This window comes from Streptococcus mitis (assembly GCF_016658865.1).
GTDB lineage: Bacteria > Bacillota > Bacilli > Lactobacillales > Streptococcaceae > Streptococcus > Streptococcus mitis_BT.
In genome coordinates this window covers 1,043,995-1,068,527 of record NZ_CP067992.1, presented here as the reverse complement: position 1 = coordinate 1,068,527, position 24,533 = coordinate 1,043,995, and the positions used below count along the sequence as shown (strand labels likewise).

Genomic DNA, 24,533 nt, shown 5'->3' with positions numbered 1-24,533 from the left:
AAAATTTAAGAAAGGGCTCTAAAAAGCTTAATAATAGGGATATTTACGAACGTTTAGAGAGTTTTCGGATGTTAAAAATCTTGTTTTGTGTTATAATGAATTATCATATAAGAGGTTAGAGGAGTTTTGAATGAAAACAGATATTGAAATCGCACAGAGTATTGAGTTGAAGCCAATCGTTGATGTTGTAGAGAAACTTGGTATTTCTTACGACGATTTGGAGTTGTACGGAAAGTACAAGGCTAAGCTCAGCTTTGATAAAATTCGTGCAGTTGAGAGCAATCCAGTTGGGAAATTGATTCTGGTTACTGCCATCAATCCAACACCTGCAGGTGAAGGAAAATCAACTATTACCATTGGCCTTGCGGATGCCTTGAACAAGATTGGCAAGAAAACCATGATCGCTATCCGCGAACCATCTCTTGGTCCTGTAATGGGGATTAAGGGTGGTGCTGCTGGTGGTGGTTACGCTCAAGTTCTGCCAATGGAAGACATCAATCTCCACTTCACGGGGGATATGCATGCCATTACGACTGCTAACAATGCGCTTTCTGCCTTAATTGACAACCACTTACACCAAGGAAATGAGTTGGGAATTGACCAACGTCGCATTCTTTGGAAACGTGTTGTGGACTTGAACGACCGTGCCCTTCGTCATGTAACCGTTGGACTTGGTGGTCCTCTAAACGGTATTCCTCGTGAGGATGGCTTTGACATTACCGTCGCTTCCGAAATCATGGCGATTCTTTGCTTGGCAACAGACATCGAGGACTTGAAACGCCGTTTGGCTAATATTGTTATCGGTTATCGCTATGATCGTACACCTGTTTCTGTAGGTGATTTGCAGGTTGAAGGTGCCTTAGCTTTGATTTTGAAGGATGCGATTAAGCCGAACCTGGTTCAGACAATTTACGGAACACCTGCCTTTGTGCACGGTGGTCCATTTGCCAATATCGCTCATGGATGTAATTCTGTCTTGGCAACTACAACAGCCCTTCACTTGGCTGATTACACAGTTACTGAAGCTGGTTTTGGTGCAGACCTTGGTGCCGAGAAATTCCTTGATATTAAGACACCAAACTTGCCAACATCTCCAGATGCAGTAGTTATTGTTGCAACCCTTCGTGCCCTTAAGATGAATGGTGGCGTGGCTAAGGATGCTCTTACAGAGGAAAATGTAGAAGCAGTTCGTGCCGGTTTTGCTAACTTGAAACGCCACGTTGAAAATATCCGTAAGTTCGGTATTCCAGCTGTTGTGGCAATTAACGAGTTTGTATCTGATACAGAAGCTGAAATTGCAGTCTTGAAAGAACTTTGTGCCTCAATCGATGTACCAGTTGAATTGGCTAGTGTCTGGGCTGATGGTGCAGAAGGTGGAGTAGCACTTGCCGAAACAGTTGTTAAGACTATCGCTGAAAACCCAGCTAACTATAAACGTTTGTATGACAATGACCTTTCTGTCCAAGAAAAGATTGAAAAGATTGTTACTGAAATCTACCGTGGTAGCAAAGTAAACTTTGAGAAGAAAGCTCAAACACAAATTGCTCAAATCGTTCAAAACGGTTGGGACAAATTGCCAATCTGTATGGCTAAGACCCAGTATAGCTTCTCAGACAATCCAAATGCACTTGGAGCACCTGAAAACTTTGAAATTACCATTCGCGAATTGGTGCCAAAATTAGGTGCAGGCTTTATTGTTGCCTTAACTGGTGATGTCATGACCATGCCAGGACTTCCAAAACGACCAGCTGCTCTCAACATGGATGTTGAAAGCGATGGAACTGTCCTAGGTTTGTTCTAATAATTTAATTGAATTCAAATGAGTTTGGAAATACTATCCAAGCTCATTTTTTATCTAGATATAAGGCCTTGTCTTCAGCTGATGAAAGAGTTGCTTTCTATAAGCAATCAGTCTAGGTAAAGATATTTTCCCTGATTTCTGATATAATAGAAATATTGACTTCAAGAGTAAGGAAGAAAAGATGAACGCATTATTAAATGGAATGAATGACCGTCAGGCTGAGGCGGTGCAAACGACAGAAGGTCCCTTGTTGATCATGGCGGGGGCTGGTTCTGGAAAGACCCGAGTTTTGACCCATCGCATCGCTTATCTGATTGATGAAAAGCTGGTCAATCCGTGGAACATCTTGGCCATTACCTTTACTAACAAGGCTGCGCGTGAGATGAAAGAGCGTGCTTACGGACTTAATCCAGCAACCCAGGACTGTTTGATAGCGACCTTTCACTCCATGTGTGTGCGTATCCTCCGTCGCGATGCGGATCATATTGGCTACAATCGTAATTTTACCATTGTAGATCCTGGTGAACAGCGAACACTTATGAAACGCATTCTCAAGCAGTTGAACCTTGATCCGAAAAAATGGAATGAACGAAGCATCTTAGGAACCATTTCCAATGCTAAGAATGATTTGATTGATGATGTGGCTTATGCTGCCCAAGCTGGCGATATGTACACGCAAATCGTAGCCCAGTGTTATACAGCCTATCAAAAAGAGCTTCGTCAGTCAGAGTCGGTTGACTTTGATGATTTGATTATGCTGACCTTACGTCTCTTTGATCAAAATCCTGATGTTTTGACCTACTATCAGCAGAAATTTCAGTACATCCACGTTGATGAGTACCAAGATACCAACCACGCTCAGTACCAACTGGTTAAACTCTTGGCTTCTCGCTTTAAAAATATATGTGTGGTTGGGGATGCGGATCAGTCTATCTACGGTTGGCGTGGTGCTGATATGCAGAACATCTTGGACTTTGAAAAGGATTATCCTCAAGCCAAGGTTGTCTTGTTGGAGGAAAATTACCGCTCAACTAAAACCATTCTCCAAGCGGCTAATGAGGTCATTAAAAACAATAAAAACCGCCGTCCTAAGAATCTCTGGACTCAAAACGCTGATGGGGAGCAAATCGTATACTATCGTGCCAATGATGAGCTGGACGAGGCTGTATTTGTAGCTAGAACCATCGATGAACTTAGTCGCAGTCAAAACTTCCTTCACAAGGATTTTGCAGTTCTCTATCGGACTAATGCGCAGTCTCGTACTATTGAGGAAGCCCTGCTCAAGTCTAATATTCCTTATACCATGGTTGGTGGGACTAAATTCTACAGTCGTAAGGAAATTCGTGATATTATTGCCTACCTCAACCTTATTGCCAATTTGAGTGACAATATCAGTTTTGAACGTATTATCAACGAGCCTAAACGTGGAATCGGGCCAGGCACTGTTGAGAAAATCCGTGATTTTGCGAATATGCAAAATATGTCTATGCTAGATGCTTCAGCAAATATCATGTTATCTGGCATCAAAGGAAAAGCAGCTCAATCTATCTGGGATTTTGCCAATATGGTTCTGGATTTGCGGGAGCAACTGGACCAATTAAGTATCACTGAGTTGGTTGAGGCTGTCCTAGAAAAAACAGGTTACGTCGATATTCTCAATGCCCAAGCGACTCTAGAAAGCAAGGCTCGGGTTGAAAATATCGAAGAGTTCCTCTCTGTGACGAAAAACTTTGATGACACTTCTGATGGTGCAGAAGAGGAAACTGGTTTGGATAAACTGAGTCGTTTCTTAAATGACTTGGCCTTGATTGCGGACACAGATTCAGGTAGTCAGGAGACATCAGAAGTGACCTTGATGACTCTGCATGCCGCCAAAGGTCTCGAGTTTCCAGTTGTCTTTTTGATTGGGATGGAAGAAAATGTCTTTCCGCTTAGCCGTGCGGCTGAAGATCAAGATGAATTAGAGGAAGAACGCCGTCTGGCCTATGTAGGAATTACGCGTGCAGAGAAAATTCTCTATCTGACCAATGCCAACTCACGCTTGCTTTTCGGTCGTACTAACTACAACCGTCCAACTCGTTTTATTAACGAAATCAGTTCAGACTTGCTTGAGTATCAAGGCTTAGCCCGTCCAGCCAATACAAGCTTTAAGGCATCTTATAGCAGTGGTGGGGTTGCCTTCGGTCAAGGTATGAGTCTTGCCCAGGCAATCCAAGATCGTAAACGCGGCGCGGCACCAAAAACTATCCAGTCAAGCAGTCTTCCATTTGGTCAATTTTCAGCTGGTGCAAAATCTGCGTCTAGTGAGACAAATTGGTCCATTGGTGACATTGCTCTCCATAAGAAATGGGGCGAAGGTACTGTTCTGGAAGTTTCAGGTAGCGGTGCTACGCAGGAATTGAAAATCAATTTCCCAGAAGTTGGTTTGAAAAAACTTTTAGCTAGTGTAGCCCCCATTGAGAAAAAAATCTAATTTTTCATCCTTCTCACGAATAATAAAGTGAGGAGGATTTTTATGTACAGTATTTCATTCCAAGAAGATTCACTATTGCCAAGAGAAAGACTTGCCCAAGAAGGAGTGGAAGCGCTCAGTAACCAAGAGTTGCTAGCTATTTTACTCAGGACAGGGACACGTCAGTCCAGTGTTTTTGAAATTGCCCAGAAAGTCTTGAACAATCTTTCAAGCCTAACAGAATTGAAAAAAATGACCCTGCAGGAATTGCAGAGTCTATCTGGTATCGGGCGAGTTAAGGCAATAGAGTTACAAGCCATGATTGAACTGGGACATCGTATTCATAAACACGAGACTCTTGAGATGGAAAGTATTCTCAGCAGTCAAAAGTTGGCCAAGAAGATGCAACAGGAATTGGGCCATAAAAAACAAGAGCACCTGGTGGCGCTCTATCTCAATACTCAAAATCAAATCATCCATCAGCAGACGATTTTTATCGGCTCTGCCACTCGTAGTATCGCTGAGCCGCGAGAGATTCTTCATTATGCCATTAAGCATATGGCGACCTCTCTCATCTTGGTTCACAATCATCCTTCAGGAGCGGTAGCCCCCAGCCGAAATGATGATCATGTCACTAAACTTGTCAAGGAAGCCTGCGATCTGATGGGAATTGTTCTCTTAGACCATTTGATTGTCTCTAACTCCAGCTATTTTAGTTACCGTGAAAAGACAGATTTAATCTAAAGTTCATTAACGACATAGTCAAAGAGATTTTTATCTTTGGGACGATTTTCAAATAGAAATTCTGGATGCCATTGGACACCGAGAAAGGCAACATCATCTGTACTTATGACAGCTTCAATGATACCATCCTTAGGATCATGAGCTGCAATCTTTAAGTTGGGAGCTAAATCCTTGATACTCTGGTGGTGAAAGGAGTTGATATGGGAGATTTCTCCATAGATTTCTCGAAGAACAGTATCTGGTTCGGTTACCAAGCGCTGGGTTGTGTATTCGACAGAACAATCCTGCCAGTGGTCTTCGATATCTTGATACAAAGTTCCACCCATAGCAACGTTAAAGAGTTGAGTTCCACGGCAGACAGAAAAAATTGGCTTTTTCTGTTTAATAGCTTCCTTAATGAGGGCTAGTTCAAAGATATCTCTTTGAAGGTGGTAGTCATCGCTATCAATGTTTTTTGGTTCACCATAGAATTTTGGATCAACATTTTGCCCACCTGTCAAGATGAGTTTGTCAATCATGCTGATATAGTGGCTAGCCATTTCTTGATCACCAATCGGTAGGATGATGGGAATCCCTCCAGCGTCTTTAACGCCTTCAACAAAGCCTTTTGCTACGTAGCTCATCATGATGTCATCATCTGGATGAGTTTTTTCGTTTCCTGTAATCCCAATAACTGGTTTTTTCATAAAATGATTTTCGCTTTCTAATCCTCTTTTCGCATGAAATAGAGGAGGGTTTGGAGTTCACTTGTCAAATCGACATATTGAACGACCACGTCTTTTGGTAAATGCAGATGGACTGGTGAAAAACTGAGAATCCCTTTTACGCCAGCATCCACCAAGAGATTGGCAACCTCTTGGGATTTAACGCTAGGAACAGTCAGGATAGCAGTCTTCACATCAGCATTCTGAATTTTATCCTTGATTTGAGAAATTCCGTAAATAGGAATCCCGTCGGGAGTTTGGGTACCAACTTCAGGATGGTCATCTAGGTCAAAGGCCATGATAATCTTCATCTTGTTACGTTCGTGGAAGCGGTAGTGGAGAAGGGCATGGCCCATATTGCCAATACCTACCAGCATAACATTGGTGATCGAGTTATCATTGAGCAAATCGGCAAAAAATGTCATCAGTTTTTTGATATCATAGCCAAAACCACGTCGACCTAGTTCACCAAAATAGGAAAAATCACGACGTACGGTCGCGGAATCAATCCCAATGGCCTCTGCAATTTGCTTAGAGTTGGCACGTTCAATCTTTTCTGCATGAAATCTCTTAAAAATTCGATAGTAGAGAGAGAGTCTTTTTGCTGTAGCTTTTGGAATAGCAGACTGTTTATCTTTCACAAAATCACAACCTTTCTATTCTTCTATTTTATAGAAACATTGTGAAAAAATCAACAAAAACAAGAAAAAACTAAGAAAAATCTTAGTTTTGATGTAAAAAATCTGCATGTGATAGAAAACGGTAGAGGTCTCCGACCAGTCCTTGGTAAACTTCTTGCCCTTTAAAGGTCAAAGAAGTTACATAAAGTGTATCTGGCAGAGTCACACATCCTGACAGAGCCAGCATGAGAGCCTCATAATCCTCATACTTGAGAGTGCGCTCTAGATGATAGCTGTCCTTATAGGTCAGTTCAAACATTTTGGCTCTATCTTTCCGATTTTGTAAAGACACCACGTTCTACCAAGCTATCCATGAGGAAATAGAATTTTTCCTGATGAATGTGGTGGTCTTCTGATTTGAAAATATCAACTAGACGTAGTCCAAACTTGTCAGTGATATTGATTTTAGCACCTGTAAGTTCCTTGTTAATGATGATTTTGAGTTGGAATCCCTCACCGCTGTTCGGAACTTTTTCCAAAAGGCGAGTCAATTCATAGTTACCAACCTTAGTCTCAAAAAAGGTATTGTCCTTAAGGGTGAATTTTTTAACAGAAGGGCTAAGAGTGTAGTCGTAACGACAATTTTTTAACTGAATGGTTTTTTCAAATGCCATATGGCTAACCTCCGATAATTTCTTTTAAGGTTTTTGCGAGGGTATGTAGGTCTTCAACAGTATTTTCTGGCGACAAACTGATACGAACGGATTCCTTCAGATGTTCTGAATTTGCCCCGTACATGGCTTCAAGAACATGGCTGGATTGTACAATGCCTGCAGTGCAAGCTGAGCCAGTAGAGATTGAAATTCCAGCTAAATCTAGACGAAGGAGTAAGAGGTCATTTTTCTGACCAGGAAATCCAATATTGAGAACATAAGGGAGATGATGTTCTCCTCTATTCAAGTAATATTGAATGTCCTCTAGCTCTGCAAGAAAGGCAGTGTCTAAATTTTGTACATGTTGAAAATGTTCTTCTTGCTTTTCTAGGTCTTCTTTTAGGGCTGCAACCATAGCCACTATGGCAGCTAGATTTTCAGTCCCTGCACGTTTTTTCTGTTCTTGGTCTCCGCCATGTAGATAGGAATCAAAGTCCATGCTAGATGCGTAGAGAAAGCCGATTCCCTTAGGGCCATGGAATTTATGGGCAGAAGCGGTGAGAAAATCAATGCCCAATTCTTCGGGATGAATTGGTATTTTGCCAATAGCCTGAACTGCATCGACATGATAGGCGGCAGGGTGTTGCTTGAGTATTTGGCCAATTTCAGCAATGGGCAGTAGGTTTCCTGTCTCATTATTGGCAAACATGGTTGAAACCAAAATCGTATCGTCACGTAAAGCTTTTTGAATTTGTTGAGCTGTGATTTCTTGATTTTCTGGCTGGATAATGGTTGCTTCAAACCCAAAGTGTTGAACCAAGTAATCAATCGTTTCAAGGACAGCATGGTGCTCAATGGCAGTTGTGATGATATGTTTTCCTTGTTCTTGATGACGAAGGCAGTAGCCAATGATGGCAGTATTGTTTCCTTCAGTACCACCAGAAGTGAAAAAGATATGTTGAGGTTTTGTCCCCAGTAACTGGGCTAGTTCCTGACGGGCTTCTCTCAAGAGTTTTCCAGCTTGACGACCATGACCATGAATACTAGAAGGATTGCCATGGGTTTCTTGCATAACCTTGGTCATAGCTGAAATAGCAACTGTTGACATGGGAGTCGTTGCAGCATTGTCCAAATAAATCAAAGAATCACCTTATTTCTTTTTGTTGTAGGCAAAGAGTGGGCTGACTGGTTTTCTTTCGTGGATACGGACGATGGCATCACCAATTAACTCACTAGCAGTGATGTAGCATACGTTTTTAGGAGTTTTTTCTTTTGTTGCTACTGAATCAGTCACAAGAATTTCTTTAATATTAGTATTGTCGAGAAGTTCAGCAGCTCCCTCAACGAAGAGACCGTGGCTAGAAACAGCATAAATTTCTGTAGCCCCTTCACGTTCAACGATTTTAGCAGCTTCAGAGAAGGTGCGTCCAGTATTTAAAATATCGTCAATCAAGATGGCTTTCTTACCTTCAACATCACCGATAATATAACCTTCGTTGCGAGTAGCATCGTCTTGAGGGTAGTCGATAATGGCGATAGGAGCATCAAGATACTCAGCCAAGCTACGGGCACGCTTTACACCTGAATTTTTAGGGCTGACGACAACAACATCTGACCCAAGTAAGCCCTTATCGCAATAATGTTTTGCAAATAGGGGAACTGTGAAAAGGTTATCGACAGGAATATCAAAGAAGCCTTGCACCTGAACAGCATGCAAATCAAGCGTAAGGATACGATCAACACCAGCCTTAACCAGCATATTGGCAACTAGTTTAGCTGTAAGTGGCTCACGTGGTGAAGCGATACGGTCTTGACGTGCATAGCCAAAATATGGAAGGACAACGTTGATACTGTGGGCACTTGCGCGAACACAAGCATCGACCATGATTAACAATTCCATTAGGTGGTTGTTAACAGGGAAACTTGTTGATTGGATGATGTAAACATCATAACCACGGACACTTTCTTCGATATTCACTTGGATTTCTCCGTCTGAAAATTGACGTGATGATAGTTTTCCAAGTGGCACACCAACAGCTTGTGCAATTTTCTGTGCAATCTCTTGGTTAGAGTTGAGTGCGAAAAGTTTCATGTTTTTTCTATCTGACATTATAGACCGTCCTCTGTAAACTTTCTAAATCCTAGCTATATCTGCCTAGCCTATATGAACTTGGATTTTTGTATTTTATCTTTTCTATTTTACCAAAAAATAGAGATTATTTCAGCTATTTTTCATGCTTTTGATAAATCGAACCAATTTTGAGGGAGCTTTTTGATAATCAATCTGATTTTCCTCTAAAAATTGCTGGAAATCTTCTTTGCCTTGCTCGTGATTTTCTACTTCAAGCTCCAATTCGTAATCTGTAATATCAAAGTACTGACTTTCATCCAACGCCATGAGACCAATAGCTGTTTGCATTTCATAGCGAAGTGTCGTTAGACAACCGAGCACCTGCCAGTTCTTGCTCTGGATACCATGTTTAGCTAATTTATCAAGAATCAGCCCCTGAGGAAGTTCTTTCTTGCTCAGATAGTTTTCAGCATCTTTTAGTTGCAATTTTTGGTTGTATTCCATGTTTCCAACACTTTGTGGGACTTTGAGTGTCAATTCTGCCCAGTCTTCAAAGGTTCGAATGCGCATAGCAACTTTCTTTTCTCTCAGTTCAAAATCAGGCGTGTCTATGTAGTAATTTTTTTGAAGAACAGGAGTGACGTCTGTGAACTGGTCCTTTAGACGATTGTATTCATCTTTTTTCAAGAGTGTTTTCAATTCAATTTCTAAATGTTTCATTTTTCTTACCTTTTCTTTATCGTTGAAAGCGGATTTATGGTATAATAAGCATTGTATTTATTGTATATGAATCTGGAGAAAAAATCAAAGATATTTTTGAAGGATAATATGAGAACAAGGGAGAATATATGACCTTAGAATGGGAAGAATTTCTAGATCCTTACATTCAAGCTGTTGGTGAGTTAAAGATTAAACTACGTGGTATTCGGAAGCAATATCGTAAGCAAAATAAGCATTCTCCTATTGAGTTTGTGACTGGTCGAGTCAAGCCGATTGAGAGCATCAGGGAAAAAATGGCTCGGCGTGGCATTACTTATGCGACCTTGGAACACGATTTGCAAGATATTGCTGGTTTGCGTGTGATGGTTCAGTTTGTAGATGACGTTAAGGAAGTAGTGGATATTTTGCGCAAACGTCAGGATATGCGAATCATACAGGAGCGAGATTACATTACTCATCGAAAAGCATCAGGCTACCGTTCCTATCATGTGGTAGTAGAATATACGGTTGACACCATCAATGGAGCAAAGACCATTTTGGCGGAAATTCAAATTCGTACTTTGGCCATGAATTTCTGGGCAACGATAGAACATTCTCTCAACTACAAGTACCAAGGGGATTTCCCAGAGGAGATTAAGAAGCGGCTGGAAATCACGGCCAAGATTGCCCATCAGTTGGATGAAGAAATGGGTAAAATTCGTGATGATATCCAAGAAGCCCAGGCACTTTTTGATCCTTTGAGTAGAAAATTAAATGATGGTGTAGGAAACAGTGACGATACAGATGAAGAATACAGGTAAACGAATTGACCTGATAGCTAATAGGAAACCACAGAGTCAAAGGGTTTTGTATGAATTGCGAGATCGTTTGAAGAGAAATCAGTTTATACTCAATGATACCAATCCGGACATTGTCATTTCCATTGGTGGGGATGGTATGCTCTTGTCGGCCTTTCATAAGTACGAAAACCAGCTTGACAAGGTCCGCTTCATTGGTGTTCACACTGGACATTTGGGTTTCTATACGGACTACCGTGATTTTGAGTTGGACAAGCTAGTGACTAATTTGCAGCTAGATACCGGAGCAAGAGTCTCATACCCTGTTCTGAATGTGAAGGTTTTTCTTGAAAATGGTGAAGTGAAGATTTTTAGAGCACTGAATGAAGCCAGTATCCGCAGGTCTGATCGAACCATGGTGGCGGATGTTGTGATTAACGGTGTCCACTTTGAACGTTTTCGTGGAGATGGGCTAACAGTTTCGACACCGACTGGTAGTACGGCTTATAATAAGTCTCTTGGCGGTGCAGTGTTACATCCTACCATTGAAGCTCTTCAGTTGACGGAAATTGCCAGCCTAAATAATCGTGTCTATCGAACGCTGGGCTCTTCCATTATTGTGCCTAAGAAGGACAAGATTGATCTCATTCCAACAAGAAATGATTACCACACCATTTCGGTTGACAATAGCGTTTATTCCTTCCGCAATATTGAGCGAATCGAGTATCAAATCGACCATCATAAGATTCACTTTGTCGCATCACCTAGCCATACCAGTTTTTGGAACCGTGTTAAGGATGCTTTCATCGGTGAGGTGGACGAATGAGGTTTGAATTTATCGCAGATGAGCATGTCAAGGTTAAGACCTTTTTGAAAAAGCACGAGGTTTCTAAGGGGCTTCTGGCCAAGATTAAGTTTTGGGGTGGAGCTATTCTGGTCAATGACCAACCGCAAAATGCAACCTATCTATTGGATATTGGAGACCTAGTTATCATCGATATTCCCGCTGAGGAAGGCTTTGAAACTCTAGAAGCTATCGAGCGCCCACTGGATATTCTCTATGAGGATGACCATTTTCTAGTCTTAAATAAACCCTATGGAGTGGCTTCTATTCCTAGTGTCAATCACTCCAATACCATTGCCAATTTTATCAAGGGTTACTACGTCAAGCAAGACTATGAAAATCAGCAGGTTCACATTGTGACAAGACTTGATAGGGACACTTCTGGCTTGATGCTCTTTGCCAAGCACGGCTATGCCCACGCACGATTAGACAAGCAGTTGCAGAAGAAGTCCATTGAAAAACGCTACTTTGCTTTAGTTAAAGGTGATGGACACTTGGAGCAAGAGGGAGAAATTATTGCCCCGATTGCTCGTGATGAAGAATCTATTATCACCAGACGTGTGGCTAAAGGTGGAAAGTATGCTCATACTTCTTACAAGATTGTAGCTTCTTATGGAAATATTCACTTGGTAGATATTCGTTTGCACACTGGGCGAACCCACCAAATCCGAGTCCATTTTTCTCATATTGGTTTTCCTTTGTTGGGAGATGACTTGTACGGTGGTAGTCTAGACGATGGAATTCAGCGCCAGGCCCTACATTGTCATTCCTTAACTTTTTATCATCCATTTTTAGAGCAAGACTTGCAGTTAGAAAGTCCCTTGCCGGATGATTTTAGCAACCTTATTACCCAGTTATCAACTAATACTCTATAAAAACAGTTTCAGAGTATAATTATTATCTTAAAGGAGAAAACTCATGGAAGTTTTTGAAAGTCTCAAAGCCAACTTGGTTGGTAAAAATGCTCGTATCGTTCTCCCTGAAGGGGAAGAACCTCGTATTCTTCAAGCAACTAAACGCTTGGTAAAAGAAACAGAAGTGATTCCTGTTTTGCTTGGAAATCCTGAAAAAATTAAAATTTATCTTGAAATTGAAGGTATTGCAGATGGCTATGAAGTCATTGACCCTCAACACTATCCTCAATTTGAAGAAATGGTTACTGCTTTGGTAGAGCGTCGTAAGGGCAAAATATCTGAAGAAGATGCACGCAAGGTTTTGGTTGAAGATGTTAACTACTTTGGTGTTATGTTGGTATACTTGGGCTTGGTTGATGGAATGGTGTCAGGAGCGATTCACTCAACTGCTTCAACAGTTCGCCCAGCCCTTCAAATTATCAAAACTCGTCCAAATGTAACGCGTACGTCAGGTGCCTTCCTCATGGTTCGTGGTACGGAACGTTACCTATTTGGAGACTGTGCTATCAATATCAATCCTGATGCAGAAGCCTTGGCTGAAATTGCCATCAACTCAGCAATCACAGCTAAGATGTTTGGCATCGAACCTAAAATTGCTATGCTAAGCTATTCTACTAAAGGTTCAGGATTTGGTGAAAGCGTCGATAAGGTCGTTGAAGCAACTAAAATTGCTCACGACTTGCGCCCTGACCTCGAAATCGATGGTGAGTTGCAATTTGATGCGGCCTTTGTTCCCGAAACTGCAGCTTTGAAAGCTCCTGGAAGTACAGTAGCTGGTCAAGCAAATGTCTTTATCTTCCCAGGTATCGAGGCAGGAAATATTGGCTACAAGATGGCCGAACGCCTTGGTGGTTTTGCGGCTGTAGGACCTGTTTTGCAAGGTTTGAACAAGCCAGTTAATGACCTTTCTCGTGGATGTAATGCGGATGATGTGTATAAGTTGACCCTTATCACAGCAGCTCAAGCAGTTCATCAATAAGATTTAGTCCTCTTTCCCTTGGAAAGAGGCTTTTTAATACTAGGAAAAGGACAGTTAGAGTCTTCTGTGTTATACTAGAGATATGTTAGATTTGAAAGAATACGGTATCGTCATGTGGCCGGAGGAGAAGATTATTTCTTTCCGTGAGAAACTTCTCGCTTGGTATGATGAAAACAAAAGAGATTTACCGTGGCGTAGAAGTAAAAATCCTTATTATATCTGGGTTTCTGAGATTATGCTCCAGCAGACCAGGGTGGATACGGTTATCCCTTACTACGAACGATTCTTGGACTGGTTTCCAACAGTGGAAAGTTTGGCGAATGCCCCTGAAGAGCGTTTGTTGAAGGCTTGGGAAGGTTTGGGTTATTATTCTCGAGTGCGCAATATGCAGGCTGCAGCCCAGCAGATTATGACGGCTTTTGGTGGTCGATTTCCAAACACCTATGAAGGAATTTCCAGTTTGAAAGGGATTGGTCCTTACACTGCAGGAGCCATTTCCAGTATTGCTTTTAACTTGCCTGAGCCGGCTGTAGATGGCAATGTTATGAGGGTTTTGGCTCGTATGTTCGAAGTCAATCATGATATTGGCATTCCAAGTAATCGCAAAATTTTTCAGGCAATGATGGAAATCTTGATTGACCCAGAACGTCCTGGTGACTTTAACCAAGCTTTGATGGACTTGGGCTCAGATATTGAGGCACCTGTAAATCCCAGACCAGAAGAAAGCCCAGTTAAGGACTTTAGTGCAGCATATCAGAATGGAACAATGGACCGTTATCCAATCAAGGCTCCAAAGAAAAAGCCGGTTCCTATTTATCTTAAAGCCTTGGTGGTCAAAAATGCTCAGGGACAATTTTTACTTGAAAAAAATGAAAGTGAAAAGCTATTGGCCGGTTTTTGGCATTTCCCCTTGATAGAAGTTGATAACTTTTCGCAAGGAGAGCAGTTTGACCTCTTTCATCAGGTTGCAGAAGAAAATGTGAACTTTGGTCCCAGTCCAGAAGAGAGTTTCCAGCAGGACTATGACTTAGATGTTGATTGGCTTGATGTTTGTTTTGAGACTGTCAAGCATGTCTTTAGTCATCGCAAGTGGCATGTTCAAATTGTAGCAGGCCAGGTGACTGACTTCCATGACTTTTCAGTTAGGGAAGTTCGCTGGCTTTCACCAGAAGAGTTTCAGAATTACCCACTTGCCAAACCCCAACAAAAAATCTGGCAGGCTTATGCACAAGCCAACTTAGACGGTAGCAAAGACTAGCTATTGTGTCTTCTTGTTATTTTTTGGTATAATAGTAGAGAAAAAGGTGAACAAATGAAAAAAATATTAATTGTAGATGATGAAAAACCAATCTCGGATATTATCAAGTTTAATATGACCAAGGAAGGTTACGAGGTTGTAACTGCTTTTAATGGCCGTGAAGCGCTAGAACAATTTGAAGCAGAGCAGCCAGATATTATTATTCTGGATTTGATGCTTCCAGAAATTGATGGTCTAGAAGTTGCTAAGACTATTCGCAAGACAAGTAGTGTACCTATTATCATGCTTTCTGCCAAAGACAGTGAATTTGATAAGGTTATCGGTTTAGAGCTTGGGGCGGATGACTATGTGACAAAACCCTTCTCGAATCGTGAATTGCAGGCGCGTGTTAAAGCTCTTCTTCGTCGTACGGACTTGGTTTCTGTAGATAATCAAGAGTCTGATGAAAAGAAAACCCAACCCTTGCAAATTGGGGACTTGGAGATTGTTCCAGATGCCTATGTTGCTAAAAAATATGGTGAAGAACTAGACTTAACCCACCGTGAATTTGAGCTTTTGTATCACTTGGCGTCTCATATCGGTCAAGTAATTACGCGTGAACACTTGCTTGAAACTGTCTGGGGTTATGATTATTTCGGAGATGTTCGAACAGTCGACGTAACTATCAGACGTTTGCGTGAGAAGATTGAAGACACGCCAAGTCGTCCAGAATATATTCTAACACGTCGCGGTGTTGGTTATTATATGAGAAATAATGATTGAATTGATTAGAAAAAACATTCTTACCAGTGATTTTATCTTTATTTTGATTTTATTGGGCTTTATCTTGATTGTTACCTTACTCTTGCTAGAAAATCGTCGGGATAATATTCGGCTGAAGCAAATCAATCAAAAGGTAAAAGACCTGATTGCAGGAGATTATTCTCAGGTGTTGGACATGCAGGGAAGCTCTGAAATCACTAATATTACCAATAATCTCAATGATTTATCAGAAGTAATTCGTCTAACCCAGGAAAATCTGGAACAGGAGAGTAAAAGATTACATAGTATCCTGTCTTACATGACGGATGGAGTCCTTGCGACCAATCGTCGTGGCAAGATTACTATGATTAATGACATGGCTAAGAAACAGCTAGGTGTTCAGAAAGAAGATGTTCTAAACAAAAGTATCCTAGAATTGCTTGAGATTGAAGATGAGTATGAACTTCGTGATTTGATTACCCAAGTTCCTGAGCTTATGATTGATTCTCAGGATGCCAATGGTGAATATCTGAGCCTTCGTGTACGTTTTGCCTTGGTTCGTCGAGAGTCTGGCTTTATCTCAGGGTTGGTTGCAGTTTTGCATGATACGACGGAGCAGGAGAAGGAAGAACGGGAACGGAGGCTCTTTGTTTCCAACGTTAGTCATGAGCTACGGACGCCTCTGACCAGCGTAAAATCCTATCTTGAAGCCTTGGATGAGGGTGCCTTGTCAGAACCTGTCGCTCCAGACTTTATCAAGGTGTCTCTAGACGAAACAAACCGTATGATGCGGATGGTGACGGATCTTCTCCATCTTTCACGTATTGATAATGCAACCAGTCATCTAGATGTGGAACTGATTAACTTTACAGCTTTTATTACTTTTATTCTTAACCGTTTTGATAAGATGAGGGGATCAGATGAAGAGAAGAAATACGAATTGGTTAGAGATTATCCGATCACGTCTGTCTGGATTGAAATTGATACAGACAAAATGACGCAGGTGATTGATAATATTCTTAACAATGCCATTAAGTATTCACCAGATGGTGGGAAAATCACAGTGACCATGAAGACAACTGATGATCAGATGATTTTATCAATCTCAGACCAAGGCTTGGGTATTCCTAAGCAGGATTTACCACGTATTTTTGACCGTTTCTACCGTGTTGACCGTGCTAGAAGTCGTGCTCAAGGTGGAACAGGTTTGGGACTGTCTATTGCTAAAGAAATTATCAAACAACATAATGGCTTTATTTGGGCCAAAAGTGAATACGGTAAGGGTTCAACCTTTACCATTGTACTCCCTTATGATAAGGATGCAGTGAAAGAAGAAGTATGGGAGGATGAAGTAGAAGACTAGAATGAGTGAAATAGGCTTTAAATACAGTATTTTAGCGTCGGGCTCCAGTGGAAATTCCTTTTATCTGGAAACCCCAAAAAAGAAGCTTTTAGTGGATGCAGGCTTGTCTGGTAAGAAAATTACCAGCCTACTTTCTGAAATAAATCGCAAACCAGAAGACCTTGATGCCATCTTGATTACCCATGAGCATTCAGATCATATCCATGGAGTGGGAGTTTTGGCTCGCAAGTATGGTATGGATCTTTATGCCAATGAAAAAACTTGGCAAGCTATAGAAAATAGCAAGTATCTTGGCAAGGTAGATTCTTCGCAAAAGCACATCTTTGAAATGGGCAAAACCAAGACATTTGGAGATATCGATATCGAGAGTTTTGGTGTAAGCCATGATGCAGTCGCACCGCAGTTCTATCGCTTTATGAAGGATGACAAGAGTTTTGTCCTTTTGACAGATACAGGTTATGTTAGTGACCGTATGGCAGGAATTGTCGAGAATGCAGATGGCTATCTTATCGAGTCCAACCATGATGTAGAGATTTTGCGAGCAGGTTCCTATGCTTGGCGCCTCAAACAACGAATCCTATCGGATCTTGGTCATCTTTCTAACGAGGACGGTGCTGAAGCCATGATTCGGACGCTAGGAAATCGCACTAAGAAAATCTATCTTGGTCACTTGTCTAAGGAAAACAATATCAAGGAGCTAGCTCACATGACCATGGTCAATCAGCTAGCCCAGGCTGATCTGGGAGTCGGAGTAGACTTTAAGGTTTATGATACCTCACCAGATACCGCAACACCATTGACAGACATATAAAAAAGAAGGCGAGCGCCTTCTTTTGTTATGTTTAGTTATTATTTTCTACTCCAAACACCATTTAAAATATGATATAATAAGGTTTATAGTACGAGAGAGGTTGCTTATGACAATAGATATTAGTGAAGAAAGTTTGGCTATGGAGTCTGCTGACTTATTAAAAATTCTTTTAAAAGATCGAACGACCAAGAAAAATATTGTTTGGGCGACTCATTCTTATGAATTGTTGGGAAAGGGATTTGCTCCAAGTGACCGCATTACTCCAAGTAGGGTGACGGGAACCTATGCAAACTTGATTCAACCCCGATCAGAAAAGTCTAAGTATGAGCAAAAAGACCGAACCAAGATTAGAGCCGAAGTCTTTACGCCAACTTGGTTGGTTGAAAAGCAAAATGGCTATGTGGAAGCTGAACTTGAAGCTCTGGATCTTGAAGATTATATCCAATTACGCTGGCTAGAAATCACCTGTGGTGAAGCACCTTATATGGTAACGCGTTATGATACAGTAACTGGTGAGGAAATTCCATTATCTGAGCGAGTTGGGTTTGTAGATAGAAAACTACAACGGATTAGTCGTGAGGTTTCAGATGAAGTCACCTTTTATGAACTTGTAAAAAAAGCTTATCGAGCTTCTTATGGATATGAGTATCAAGGAGATTCTCTCCTTTTGGCGCGTGAAAATCTTTTAGCGACATTTGAAGACTACTATCTTGCAAAGACTGGAAATCAACCGAGATTAGAGCAAAAGAAAGAAATTGCGACTATTATATCCTACAATGTCTTTCAGATGGATGGATTGAAAAAAATTAGTCCTTACTCAGCTACACAAAAGCAATCTCAACAGTTAAGCTTGTTTTCCGATGAGCTGGAAGTAGAACAAGCAGAAGAATCTAAAACCCAAATCAAAGACTGGAAAAAAAATAAAATGATAGGTTTTGAGCGCCTATCTAGTGAGGAAAGTGAAATGAAATTTGATGTCGTGATAGGAAATCCGCCATATCAGGATAATACATTAGGAGAAAATGTTTCATTTGCTCCTCCTGTTTATCATAATTTTCTTGATGAATCGGTTAAAATAGCTGATAGAAGCATTTTAATAACTCCCGGAAGATTTTTGTTTAATGCTGGTGGAACTCCAAAAAGTTGGAATAACAAAATTTTAACAAATGAACACGTTAAAGTTGAATATTATGAACAAGACTCGTCAAAGGTTTTTTCAGGTACAGATATAAAAGGTGGAGTTGCAATCATTTATCAAGATAATAATAGTTTATTTGAACCAATTGATACCTTTACTCCATTTAAAGAATTAAATGAGATCTTACATCTAGTGATGTCAAAAAATTTAGATTCTTTCACTAAGATTGTTAGTGGTAGAGGAGTATATAAATTATCAAAAAGAGCTTTAGAAGAATATCCAGAAATTGAAAAAATACAATCTAAAGGACATAAATATGATGTAGGGTCAGGTGCTTTTAGAATTTTAAAGAATATCATCTTCTTTGAAGAAAAGAAATTTGATAGTCAGATTTCTTTTTTAGGGTTGTATAATTCAAAACGTGTATATTATTATGCAGATGAAAAAAATTTTGCATTACCTGACCACTTTTATAAATATAAAGTTTTTATTCCAAAATCAAATGGAAGTGGGGCAATAGGTGAAGTATTATCTACACCCCTAATCGGGGAACCCCTAATCGGGGCTACAGAGACATTTCTTTCTATTGGTGGTTTTGAAACTTATACAGAGGCTTCTAATTGTTTAAAATACATCAAAACAAAGTTTGCAAGAGCATTGTTGGGAGTATTAAAAATTACACAGGACAACACTAAAGAAAAGTGGGCAAAAGTACCTTTATTTAATTTTTCGGTCAATTCTGATATTGACTGGTCACAGTCGGTATCAGACATTGACCGACAGTTATATGAATATTTTGACCTCACTCCAGAGCACATTGCCTTTATTGAGACTCATGTAAGGGAGATGGATTGATGGTAGAAATTAAAACCTCGAAAGAAATTCATCCTAAAATCTATGCCTACACCACACCTACGGTAACAAGCAATAAGGGCTGGATCAAGATTGGTTATACGGAGCGTGATGTCAGACAACGGATTAAAGAACAAACGCATACTGCTCATATAGATACAGACATATTGTGGACTGGAGATGCGACCTATACAGAAGAACCTGATAAGGGAAAGACTTTTAAGGACCATGATTTCCACCATTTCCTTTCTTTCCATGATGTGGAACGTCGTCCCAAGACGGAATGGTTTTACTTTAATGGAACTCCTGAAAAATCTAAAAATCTTTTCGATAAGTTTGTTCAGCATGATTTGTCAGGTTATCAGCCTGGCCAAGGACAGGACTATACTCTGCGACAAGAGCAAGAAGAAGCAGTTTCTAAGATATTAGCTTATTTCAAGAATCATCTAGGAGGTAAGTTCCTTTGGAATGCCAAGCCACGCTTTGGTAAAACCTTGTCTACCTATGATCTAGTTCGTCGAATGGATGCTGTCAATGTCCTGATTGTAACAAACAGACCTGCCATTGCCAACTCATGGTATGATGATTTTGAAAAATTCATAGCAGGTCAAACGACTTACAAGTTTGTTTCTGAATCGGATAGCCTTAAAAGTCGTCCAACCTTGTCACGAAAAGAATTTGTTGGTATTTTAGATGACGATGTAAGACAACTTGCTTTTATCAGTCTTCAAGACTTGAAAGGCTCTGCTTATCTAGGTGGAGAGCATAACAAACTTAAATGGGTTACAGATCTCCACTGGGATTTATTGGTTATCGATGAGGCTCACGAAGGAGTTGATACCTTTAAGACAGACCAAGCTTTTAATAAGATTCGACGGAATTTCACTCTTCATTTGTCAGGTACACCATTTAAGGCATTGGCCAAAGGAGATTTTACAGAGGATCAAATCTACAACTGGTCTTATGCTGATGAGCAGGCAGCCAAAACGAATTGGTCGCCTGAGCAAGAAGAGGAAAATCCATATGAGAGCTTGCCTCAATTAAATCTCTTTACCTATCAAATGTCTCAGATGATTGGTGAGGAGTTAGAAAAAGGGGCTCAACTTGATGGAGAGAATATCGACTATGCTTTTGACTTGAGTGAATTTTTCGCTACAGATGATAAAGGGAAATTTATCCATGAGCAAGATGTTAGAAATTGGCTAAATACTCTATCAAGCAATGAAAAGTATCCATTTTCAACCAAAGAACTTCGTAATGAACTCAAGCATACTTTTTGGCTGTTAGAACGTGTAGCCTCAGCTAAAGCTTTAAAAGCACTACTAGAAGAACACCCAATTTATGAAAACTATGAGATTGTTCTAGCTGCAGGTGATGGACGTATGTCCGAAGAAGACGATAAAGTCAAACTCAAATCCTTAGATTTGGTTAGAAAGGCGATAGCAGAGAATGACAAAACCATTACTCTATCCGTTGGTCAGTTGACGACAGGTGTGACTATCCCTGAATGGACAGGCGTATTGATGTTATCAAACTTGAAATCACCTGCCCTTTATATGCAAGCTGCCTTCCGTGCTCAAAACCCTTACTCATGGAGCGATAACAAAGGAAACCACTTCCGTAAAGAAAGAGCCTATGTCTTTGACTTTGCGCCAGAAAGAACCCTGATTCTCTTTGATGAGTTTGCGAACAACTTATCACTTGCAACTGCAGGAGGTGGAGGAACTTCCGCAACTCGTGAAGAAAATATCAGAGAATTACTAAATTTCTTCCCTGTCATAGCTGAAGATAGTGCTGGTAAGATGGTTGAAATTGATGCCAAGGCAGTTCTGACTATACCGCGTCAAATAAAAGCTAGGGAAGTCCTCAAACGTGGCTTTATGTCCAATCTCCTTTTTGATAATATCAGCGGTATTTTCCAAGCTAGTCAAACAGTTCTAGATATTTTAAATGAGCTGCCAGTTGAAAAGGAAGGCAAGTTACAAACACCTTCTGATTTACTAGATTTTTCAGATGTTACAGTGGATGATGAAGGAAATGCAGTAGTAGACCATGAAATTGTAATTAATCAGCAAATGCGACTTTTTGGTGAAAAAGTCTATGGACTTAGTCAATCTGTGACAGATTTGTTCACTAAGGATGAGGACAGAACTCAAAAACAGCTGGTTAATGATTTGAGCAAGACAGTTTCTTCAGTGATTGTAGAAGATTTGAAAGGTGAATATAACCTAAAAACTCGAGAAACAGATCAAATCAAGAAGCAAATTACAGCAACATTTGAGAATGAAATTCGAAAAAATGATATCGAAAGAAAAATTTCTGAAGCTCATATCAAGGAAGAGTTGCAGCAACAGCTCAAGAAAGCAAATGATAAGGAGCAGAAAGATAAGATTCAAGAAGATCTTGAAAAACGAATAGAAAAAAATAATCTCATCCACAAAGAAAAACTAGAACAAACACTCAAAAAAGAAGTGGAAAAAATGCCTGAGAAGTTTATCGAACAGGTTGAGGTCAAACGTGTTGAACAGTTGAAACAATCTGCTCAAGATGAAATCCGGGATCACCTTCGAGGATTTGCACGAACAATCCCTAGTTTTATCATGGCCTATGGTGATCATTCCCTAACGCTTGATAATTTTGACACCTTTGTTCCTGAGCATGTTTTCTTTGAGGTGACTGGTATTACGATTGACCAATTTCGTTATTTGAGAGATGGTGGGCAGGATTTTTCAGGACATCTCTTTGATCGAGCAACATTTGATGAAGCCATTCAAGAATTTCTTCGCAAGAAAGAGGAGCTAGCAGATTATTTTAAAGATCAAAAAGAAGATATCTTTGACTATATTCCACCGCAAAAGACCAACCAGATTTTCACTCCTAAACGGGTGGTGAAGAGGATGGTAGATGAACTTGAGAACGAAAGCCCAGGAATCTTTGATGATCCATCTAAGACATTCATTGATTTGTACATGAAGTCAGGTCTCTATATTGCTGAACTTGTTAAGCGACTATACAATAGTAATGGCTTAAAAGATGTATTTCCAAATCCTGAAGAACGCTTAAAACATATCCTAGAAAATCAAGTTTATGGATTTGCGCCTTCAGAAATTATCTATAACATTTCGACTAATTTTATCTTTGGAAATCTCTCTCAAGATATCAGTAGGAAGAATTTTGTTTTAGAAGATACTATTCCAGCAGCTAAAGAAGGAAGAATTCAGGAGTTGGTTGATAAATATTTTGAATGCAATTAAAAAAGAAGGCGAGAGCCTTTGTACTGACCCCAAAAAGTTAGACAATTAATTTAAGCAAAGGATTTAGTTCTATATTGTACAGGGCTAAGTCCTTTTAGTTTTACCTTAATTCGTTTGTTGTTGTAGTAATCAATATAGTCTACAATAGCTTGTTCCAAGTGTTCAAGTGACTGAAACGTATTCTCATAACCATAAAACATTTCAGACTTAAGAATGCCAAAGAAAGATTCCATCATACCGTTATCTGGGCTATTTCCCTTACGTGACATAGATGGTTGGATTCCCTTATTCTTTAAAAAATGATGATAGAAATCGTGTTGGTATTGCCATCCTTGGTCACTATGGAGAATTGTATTCTCGTAATGGTTCTCTGTAAAGGCTTGTTCTAGCATAGCTTTCATTTGTACTAAGTTCGGCGAAGTAGAAAGATTGTAGGAGATAATTTCGCTGTTAAAGCCATCTAAAACTGGTGATAAATAAAGCTTTTGGCTGCTTGCTGGAATGGCAAATTCTGTCACATCCGTATAACACTTTTCCATTGGTTTGGTTGCTTCAAATTGACGTTGAATAAGATTATCTGCTTTCTTGCCAACCTCTCCTTGGTATGAAGAATACTTCCTTTTACGGCGAATTCGAGCCGTTAAACCAAGTACTTTCATCAGACGCTGCACCTTCTTATGGTTCACTACGAAGCCACGATTTCGTAATTCTAGAGTCATGCGACGATAGCCGTAATTTCCTTTATGCTCAGTATAAATTGACTGAATTTCAGCTTTAATATCATAATCTTTATCGCTTTGATCCAGCTGTTTTAAGTGGTAATAATAAGTTGAACGGGCAAGCTTAATAATCTTTAGAAGGATATCTAAAGAAAACTCTGTTACCAGTCCTTGAACAATTTCCGTTTTTCTTCTTGCTCCTTTTCGTCCCTCAATCGGAGTTCTCTCAACTTTTTTAGAATGGCATTCTCCGCTCTCAAGTACTCATTTTCTGCTTGAAGACGTTCTAATTCTGTCATATCTTCAAATCTCTTCTTTGGCTTACGTCCCATTTTAGGTGGTCTCCCTCTTGTTTTCTCAACAATAGTATACCCGTTTTTCTTATATTGTGCCAGCCAATTCGAAAGTAATCCACTACTTAGAAGAGCATAATCCAGAGACGCCCTAATTTGTGAATGCCCCTCAAGAAGAACTTTATCAATGATCTCTTGTTTTAGTTCAGGAGAATAGTAACAATTCTTTCCTTTTTTGACGAACTCTATTCCGTAACGATCAATCAATTTAATCATGTACCTAAGATTAGAATTGTTTATCCCAAATTTATTTGAAAGCTTCTCTAAGCTATATCCTTGTTTTCTAAGTTCATAGATCTGAACTTTATCATCATAACTCAATTTCATAATAAAACACCCCAAAAGTTAGATTTTTACTGTCTAACTTTTGGGGTGCAGTACACTTCTTTTGTTGTTTTTTTACAATCCAGCAAAGTCCTTGATTTCTTGTGCTGACATTGAAGAGTCGCAACGGACATTGATTTGTCCATCTGCAATATGAACAAAGCCTGGTACAGTTGGGATTCCGTAGCGTGAGCGGAATTCTTGCAACTCATTGAGTTGGCTTGGTTCTTCACTGTTGATGAAGTAGATGTGAGCTTTGGTTTCAGCTACGACACCTGCTAAAGTACCTGCAAATTTACGGCAGTAAGGGCAAGTTTTGCGACCGATAAAGAAGGTTGCAGTTTCTTTTTTATCAAGAGCTTCTTGCGCACGCGCAACTGTAGTGACTTCAAGGTCTTTGATATTATCTAAAAATTGTTCCATGAGATTACCTCGCTTTCAT

General features: G+C 40.1%; 22 protein-coding genes. 13 read left to right on the top strand and 9 right to left on the bottom strand.

Annotation, left to right across the window (positions count from 1 at the left end; translation table 11 throughout):
• Nucleotides 1–130 precede the first annotated feature (130 nt).
• From JJN14_RS05205 to radC, 3 genes are all read left to right on the top strand, one after another.
• Nucleotides 131–1,801, top strand: coding sequence for a formate--tetrahydrofolate ligase (locus JJN14_RS05205; RefSeq protein ID WP_201058032.1), 1,671 nt, complete (start codon nucleotides 131–133; stop codon nucleotides 1,799–1,801).
• A 181-nt stretch (nucleotides 1,802–1,982) separates the two neighbouring features.
• Complete coding sequence (gene pcrA / locus JJN14_RS05200) at nucleotides 1,983–4,274, top strand: DNA helicase PcrA (protein ID WP_201058031.1); 2,292 nt, start codon at nucleotides 1,983–1,985, stop codon at nucleotides 4,272–4,274.
• Between the two features lie 42 nt (nucleotides 4,275–4,316).
• A complete protein-coding gene (gene radC / locus JJN14_RS05195) occupies nucleotides 4,317–4,997 on the top strand; it encodes a RadC family protein (protein WP_201058030.1) in 681 nt (226 codons plus the stop codon).
• Here radC and JJN14_RS05190 read toward each other — a convergent pair.
• The 7 genes from JJN14_RS05190 to JJN14_RS05160 all read right to left on the bottom strand — a co-directional run bounded on the left by JJN14_RS05190 (nucleotide 4,994) and on the right by JJN14_RS05160 (nucleotide 9,765).
• Nucleotides 4,994–5,683, bottom strand: coding sequence for a gamma-glutamyl-gamma-aminobutyrate hydrolase family protein (locus tag JJN14_RS05190; protein ID WP_201058028.1), 690 nt, complete (start codon nucleotides 5,681–5,683; stop codon nucleotides 4,994–4,996). The two genes, radC and JJN14_RS05190, sit on opposite strands and share 4 nt — an antisense overlap.
• A gap of 17 nt (nucleotides 5,684–5,700) precedes the next feature.
• Complete coding sequence (locus JJN14_RS05185) at nucleotides 5,701–6,342, bottom strand: redox-sensing transcriptional repressor Rex (RefSeq protein WP_201058026.1); 642 nt, start codon at nucleotides 6,340–6,342, stop codon at nucleotides 5,701–5,703.
• 82 nt (nucleotides 6,343–6,424) lie between these two features.
• Complete coding sequence (locus JJN14_RS05180; RefSeq protein WP_061864644.1) at nucleotides 6,425–6,640, bottom strand: DUF4649 family protein; 216 nt, start codon at nucleotides 6,638–6,640, stop codon at nucleotides 6,425–6,427.
• Nucleotides 6,641–6,647: 7 nt separating this feature from the next.
• Nucleotides 6,648–6,995: a DUF1831 domain-containing protein gene (locus JJN14_RS05175; RefSeq protein ID WP_000863540.1), complete on the bottom strand. Its 348-nt coding sequence runs from the start codon at nucleotides 6,993–6,995 to the stop codon at nucleotides 6,648–6,650.
• A gap of 4 nt (nucleotides 6,996–6,999) precedes the next feature.
• Nucleotides 7,000–8,115, bottom strand: coding sequence for a cysteine desulfurase family protein (locus JJN14_RS05170; protein ID WP_201058024.1), 1,116 nt, complete (start codon nucleotides 8,113–8,115; stop codon nucleotides 7,000–7,002).
• A gap of 9 nt (nucleotides 8,116–8,124) precedes the next feature.
• Nucleotides 8,125–9,084: a ribose-phosphate diphosphokinase gene (locus tag JJN14_RS05165; RefSeq protein WP_001283818.1), complete on the bottom strand. Its 960-nt coding sequence runs from the start codon at nucleotides 9,082–9,084 to the stop codon at nucleotides 8,125–8,127.
• A gap of 111 nt (nucleotides 9,085–9,195) precedes the next feature.
• The gene (locus tag JJN14_RS05160; RefSeq protein WP_201058023.1) at nucleotides 9,196–9,765 is read right to left on the bottom strand and encodes a CYTH domain-containing protein; all 570 of its coding nucleotides are present in this window, start codon (nucleotides 9,763–9,765) and stop codon (nucleotides 9,196–9,198) included.
• A gap of 128 nt (nucleotides 9,766–9,893) precedes the next feature.
• Here JJN14_RS05160 and JJN14_RS05155 point away from each other — a divergent pair, with 128 nt between their 5' ends.
• The 10 genes from JJN14_RS05155 to JJN14_RS05110 all read left to right on the top strand — a co-directional run bounded on the left by JJN14_RS05155 (nucleotide 9,894) and on the right by JJN14_RS05110 (nucleotide 22,695).
• A complete protein-coding gene (locus JJN14_RS05155) occupies nucleotides 9,894–10,565 on the top strand; it encodes a GTP pyrophosphokinase (protein WP_201058021.1) in 672 nt (223 codons plus the stop codon).
• Nucleotides 10,549–11,367: an NAD kinase gene (locus JJN14_RS05150; protein ID WP_201058019.1), complete on the top strand. Its 819-nt coding sequence runs from the start codon at nucleotides 10,549–10,551 to the stop codon at nucleotides 11,365–11,367. The genes JJN14_RS05155 and JJN14_RS05150 overlap by 17 nt, the downstream gene beginning before the upstream one ends.
• Nucleotides 11,364–12,260, top strand: a complete 897-nt coding sequence (locus JJN14_RS05145) for an RluA family pseudouridine synthase (protein WP_201058018.1) — start codon at nucleotides 11,364–11,366, stop codon at nucleotides 12,258–12,260. The genes JJN14_RS05150 and JJN14_RS05145 overlap by 4 nt, the downstream gene beginning before the upstream one ends.
• 43 nt (nucleotides 12,261–12,303) lie before the next feature.
• Nucleotides 12,304–13,278: a phosphate acetyltransferase gene (pta, locus tag JJN14_RS05140; protein WP_201058016.1), complete on the top strand. Its 975-nt coding sequence runs from the start codon at nucleotides 12,304–12,306 to the stop codon at nucleotides 13,276–13,278.
• An 82-nt stretch (nucleotides 13,279–13,360) separates the two neighbouring features.
• Entirely contained in the window at nucleotides 13,361–14,536 is a 1,176-nt protein-coding gene (gene mutY, locus JJN14_RS05135; protein ID WP_201058014.1) for an A/G-specific adenine glycosylase, read from the top strand.
• 54 nt (nucleotides 14,537–14,590) lie between these two features.
• Nucleotides 14,591–15,298: a response regulator YycF gene (gene yycF, locus JJN14_RS05130; RefSeq protein ID WP_000722072.1), complete on the top strand. Its 708-nt coding sequence runs from the start codon at nucleotides 14,591–14,593 to the stop codon at nucleotides 15,296–15,298.
• Nucleotides 15,291–16,640 (top strand): cell wall metabolism sensor histidine kinase VicK, encoded by a 1,350-nt coding sequence (gene vicK, locus JJN14_RS05125; protein WP_084863416.1) that lies wholly within the window; start codon nucleotides 15,291–15,293, stop codon nucleotides 16,638–16,640. The genes yycF and vicK overlap by 8 nt, the downstream gene beginning before the upstream one ends.
• A gap of 1 nt (nucleotide 16,641) precedes the next feature.
• The gene (locus JJN14_RS05120) at nucleotides 16,642–17,451 is read left to right on the top strand and encodes an MBL fold metallo-hydrolase (protein ID WP_201058013.1); all 810 of its coding nucleotides are present in this window, start codon (nucleotides 16,642–16,644) and stop codon (nucleotides 17,449–17,451) included.
• Nucleotides 17,452–17,557: 106 nt separating this feature from the next.
• Entirely contained in the window at nucleotides 17,558–19,444 is a 1,887-nt protein-coding gene (locus tag JJN14_RS05115; RefSeq protein WP_201058012.1) for an Eco57I restriction-modification methylase domain-containing protein, read from the top strand.
• Complete coding sequence (locus JJN14_RS05110) at nucleotides 19,441–22,695, top strand: DEAD/DEAH box helicase family protein (protein ID WP_201058011.1); 3,255 nt, start codon at nucleotides 19,441–19,443, stop codon at nucleotides 22,693–22,695. Before JJN14_RS05115 ends, JJN14_RS05110 begins: the two co-directional genes overlap by 4 nt.
• A gap of 50 nt (nucleotides 22,696–22,745) precedes the next feature.
• On the opposite strand, the gene JJN14_RS05105 is transcribed toward JJN14_RS05110, so the two are convergent.
• Nucleotides 22,746–24,094 (bottom strand): IS3 family transposase gene (locus tag JJN14_RS05105; RefSeq protein ID WP_201058010.1). Its coding sequence is split into 2 segments (ribosomal slippage): nucleotides 22,746–23,644 and nucleotides 23,644–24,094, totalling 1,350 coding nucleotides; the frame shifts between segments, so codons are not numbered across the junction.
• Between the two features lie 72 nt (nucleotides 24,095–24,166).
• The gene (locus tag JJN14_RS05100; protein WP_023947468.1) at nucleotides 24,167–24,514 is read right to left on the bottom strand and encodes a thioredoxin; all 348 of its coding nucleotides are present in this window, start codon (nucleotides 24,512–24,514) and stop codon (nucleotides 24,167–24,169) included.
• Nucleotides 24,515–24,533: the final 19 nt, after the last annotated feature.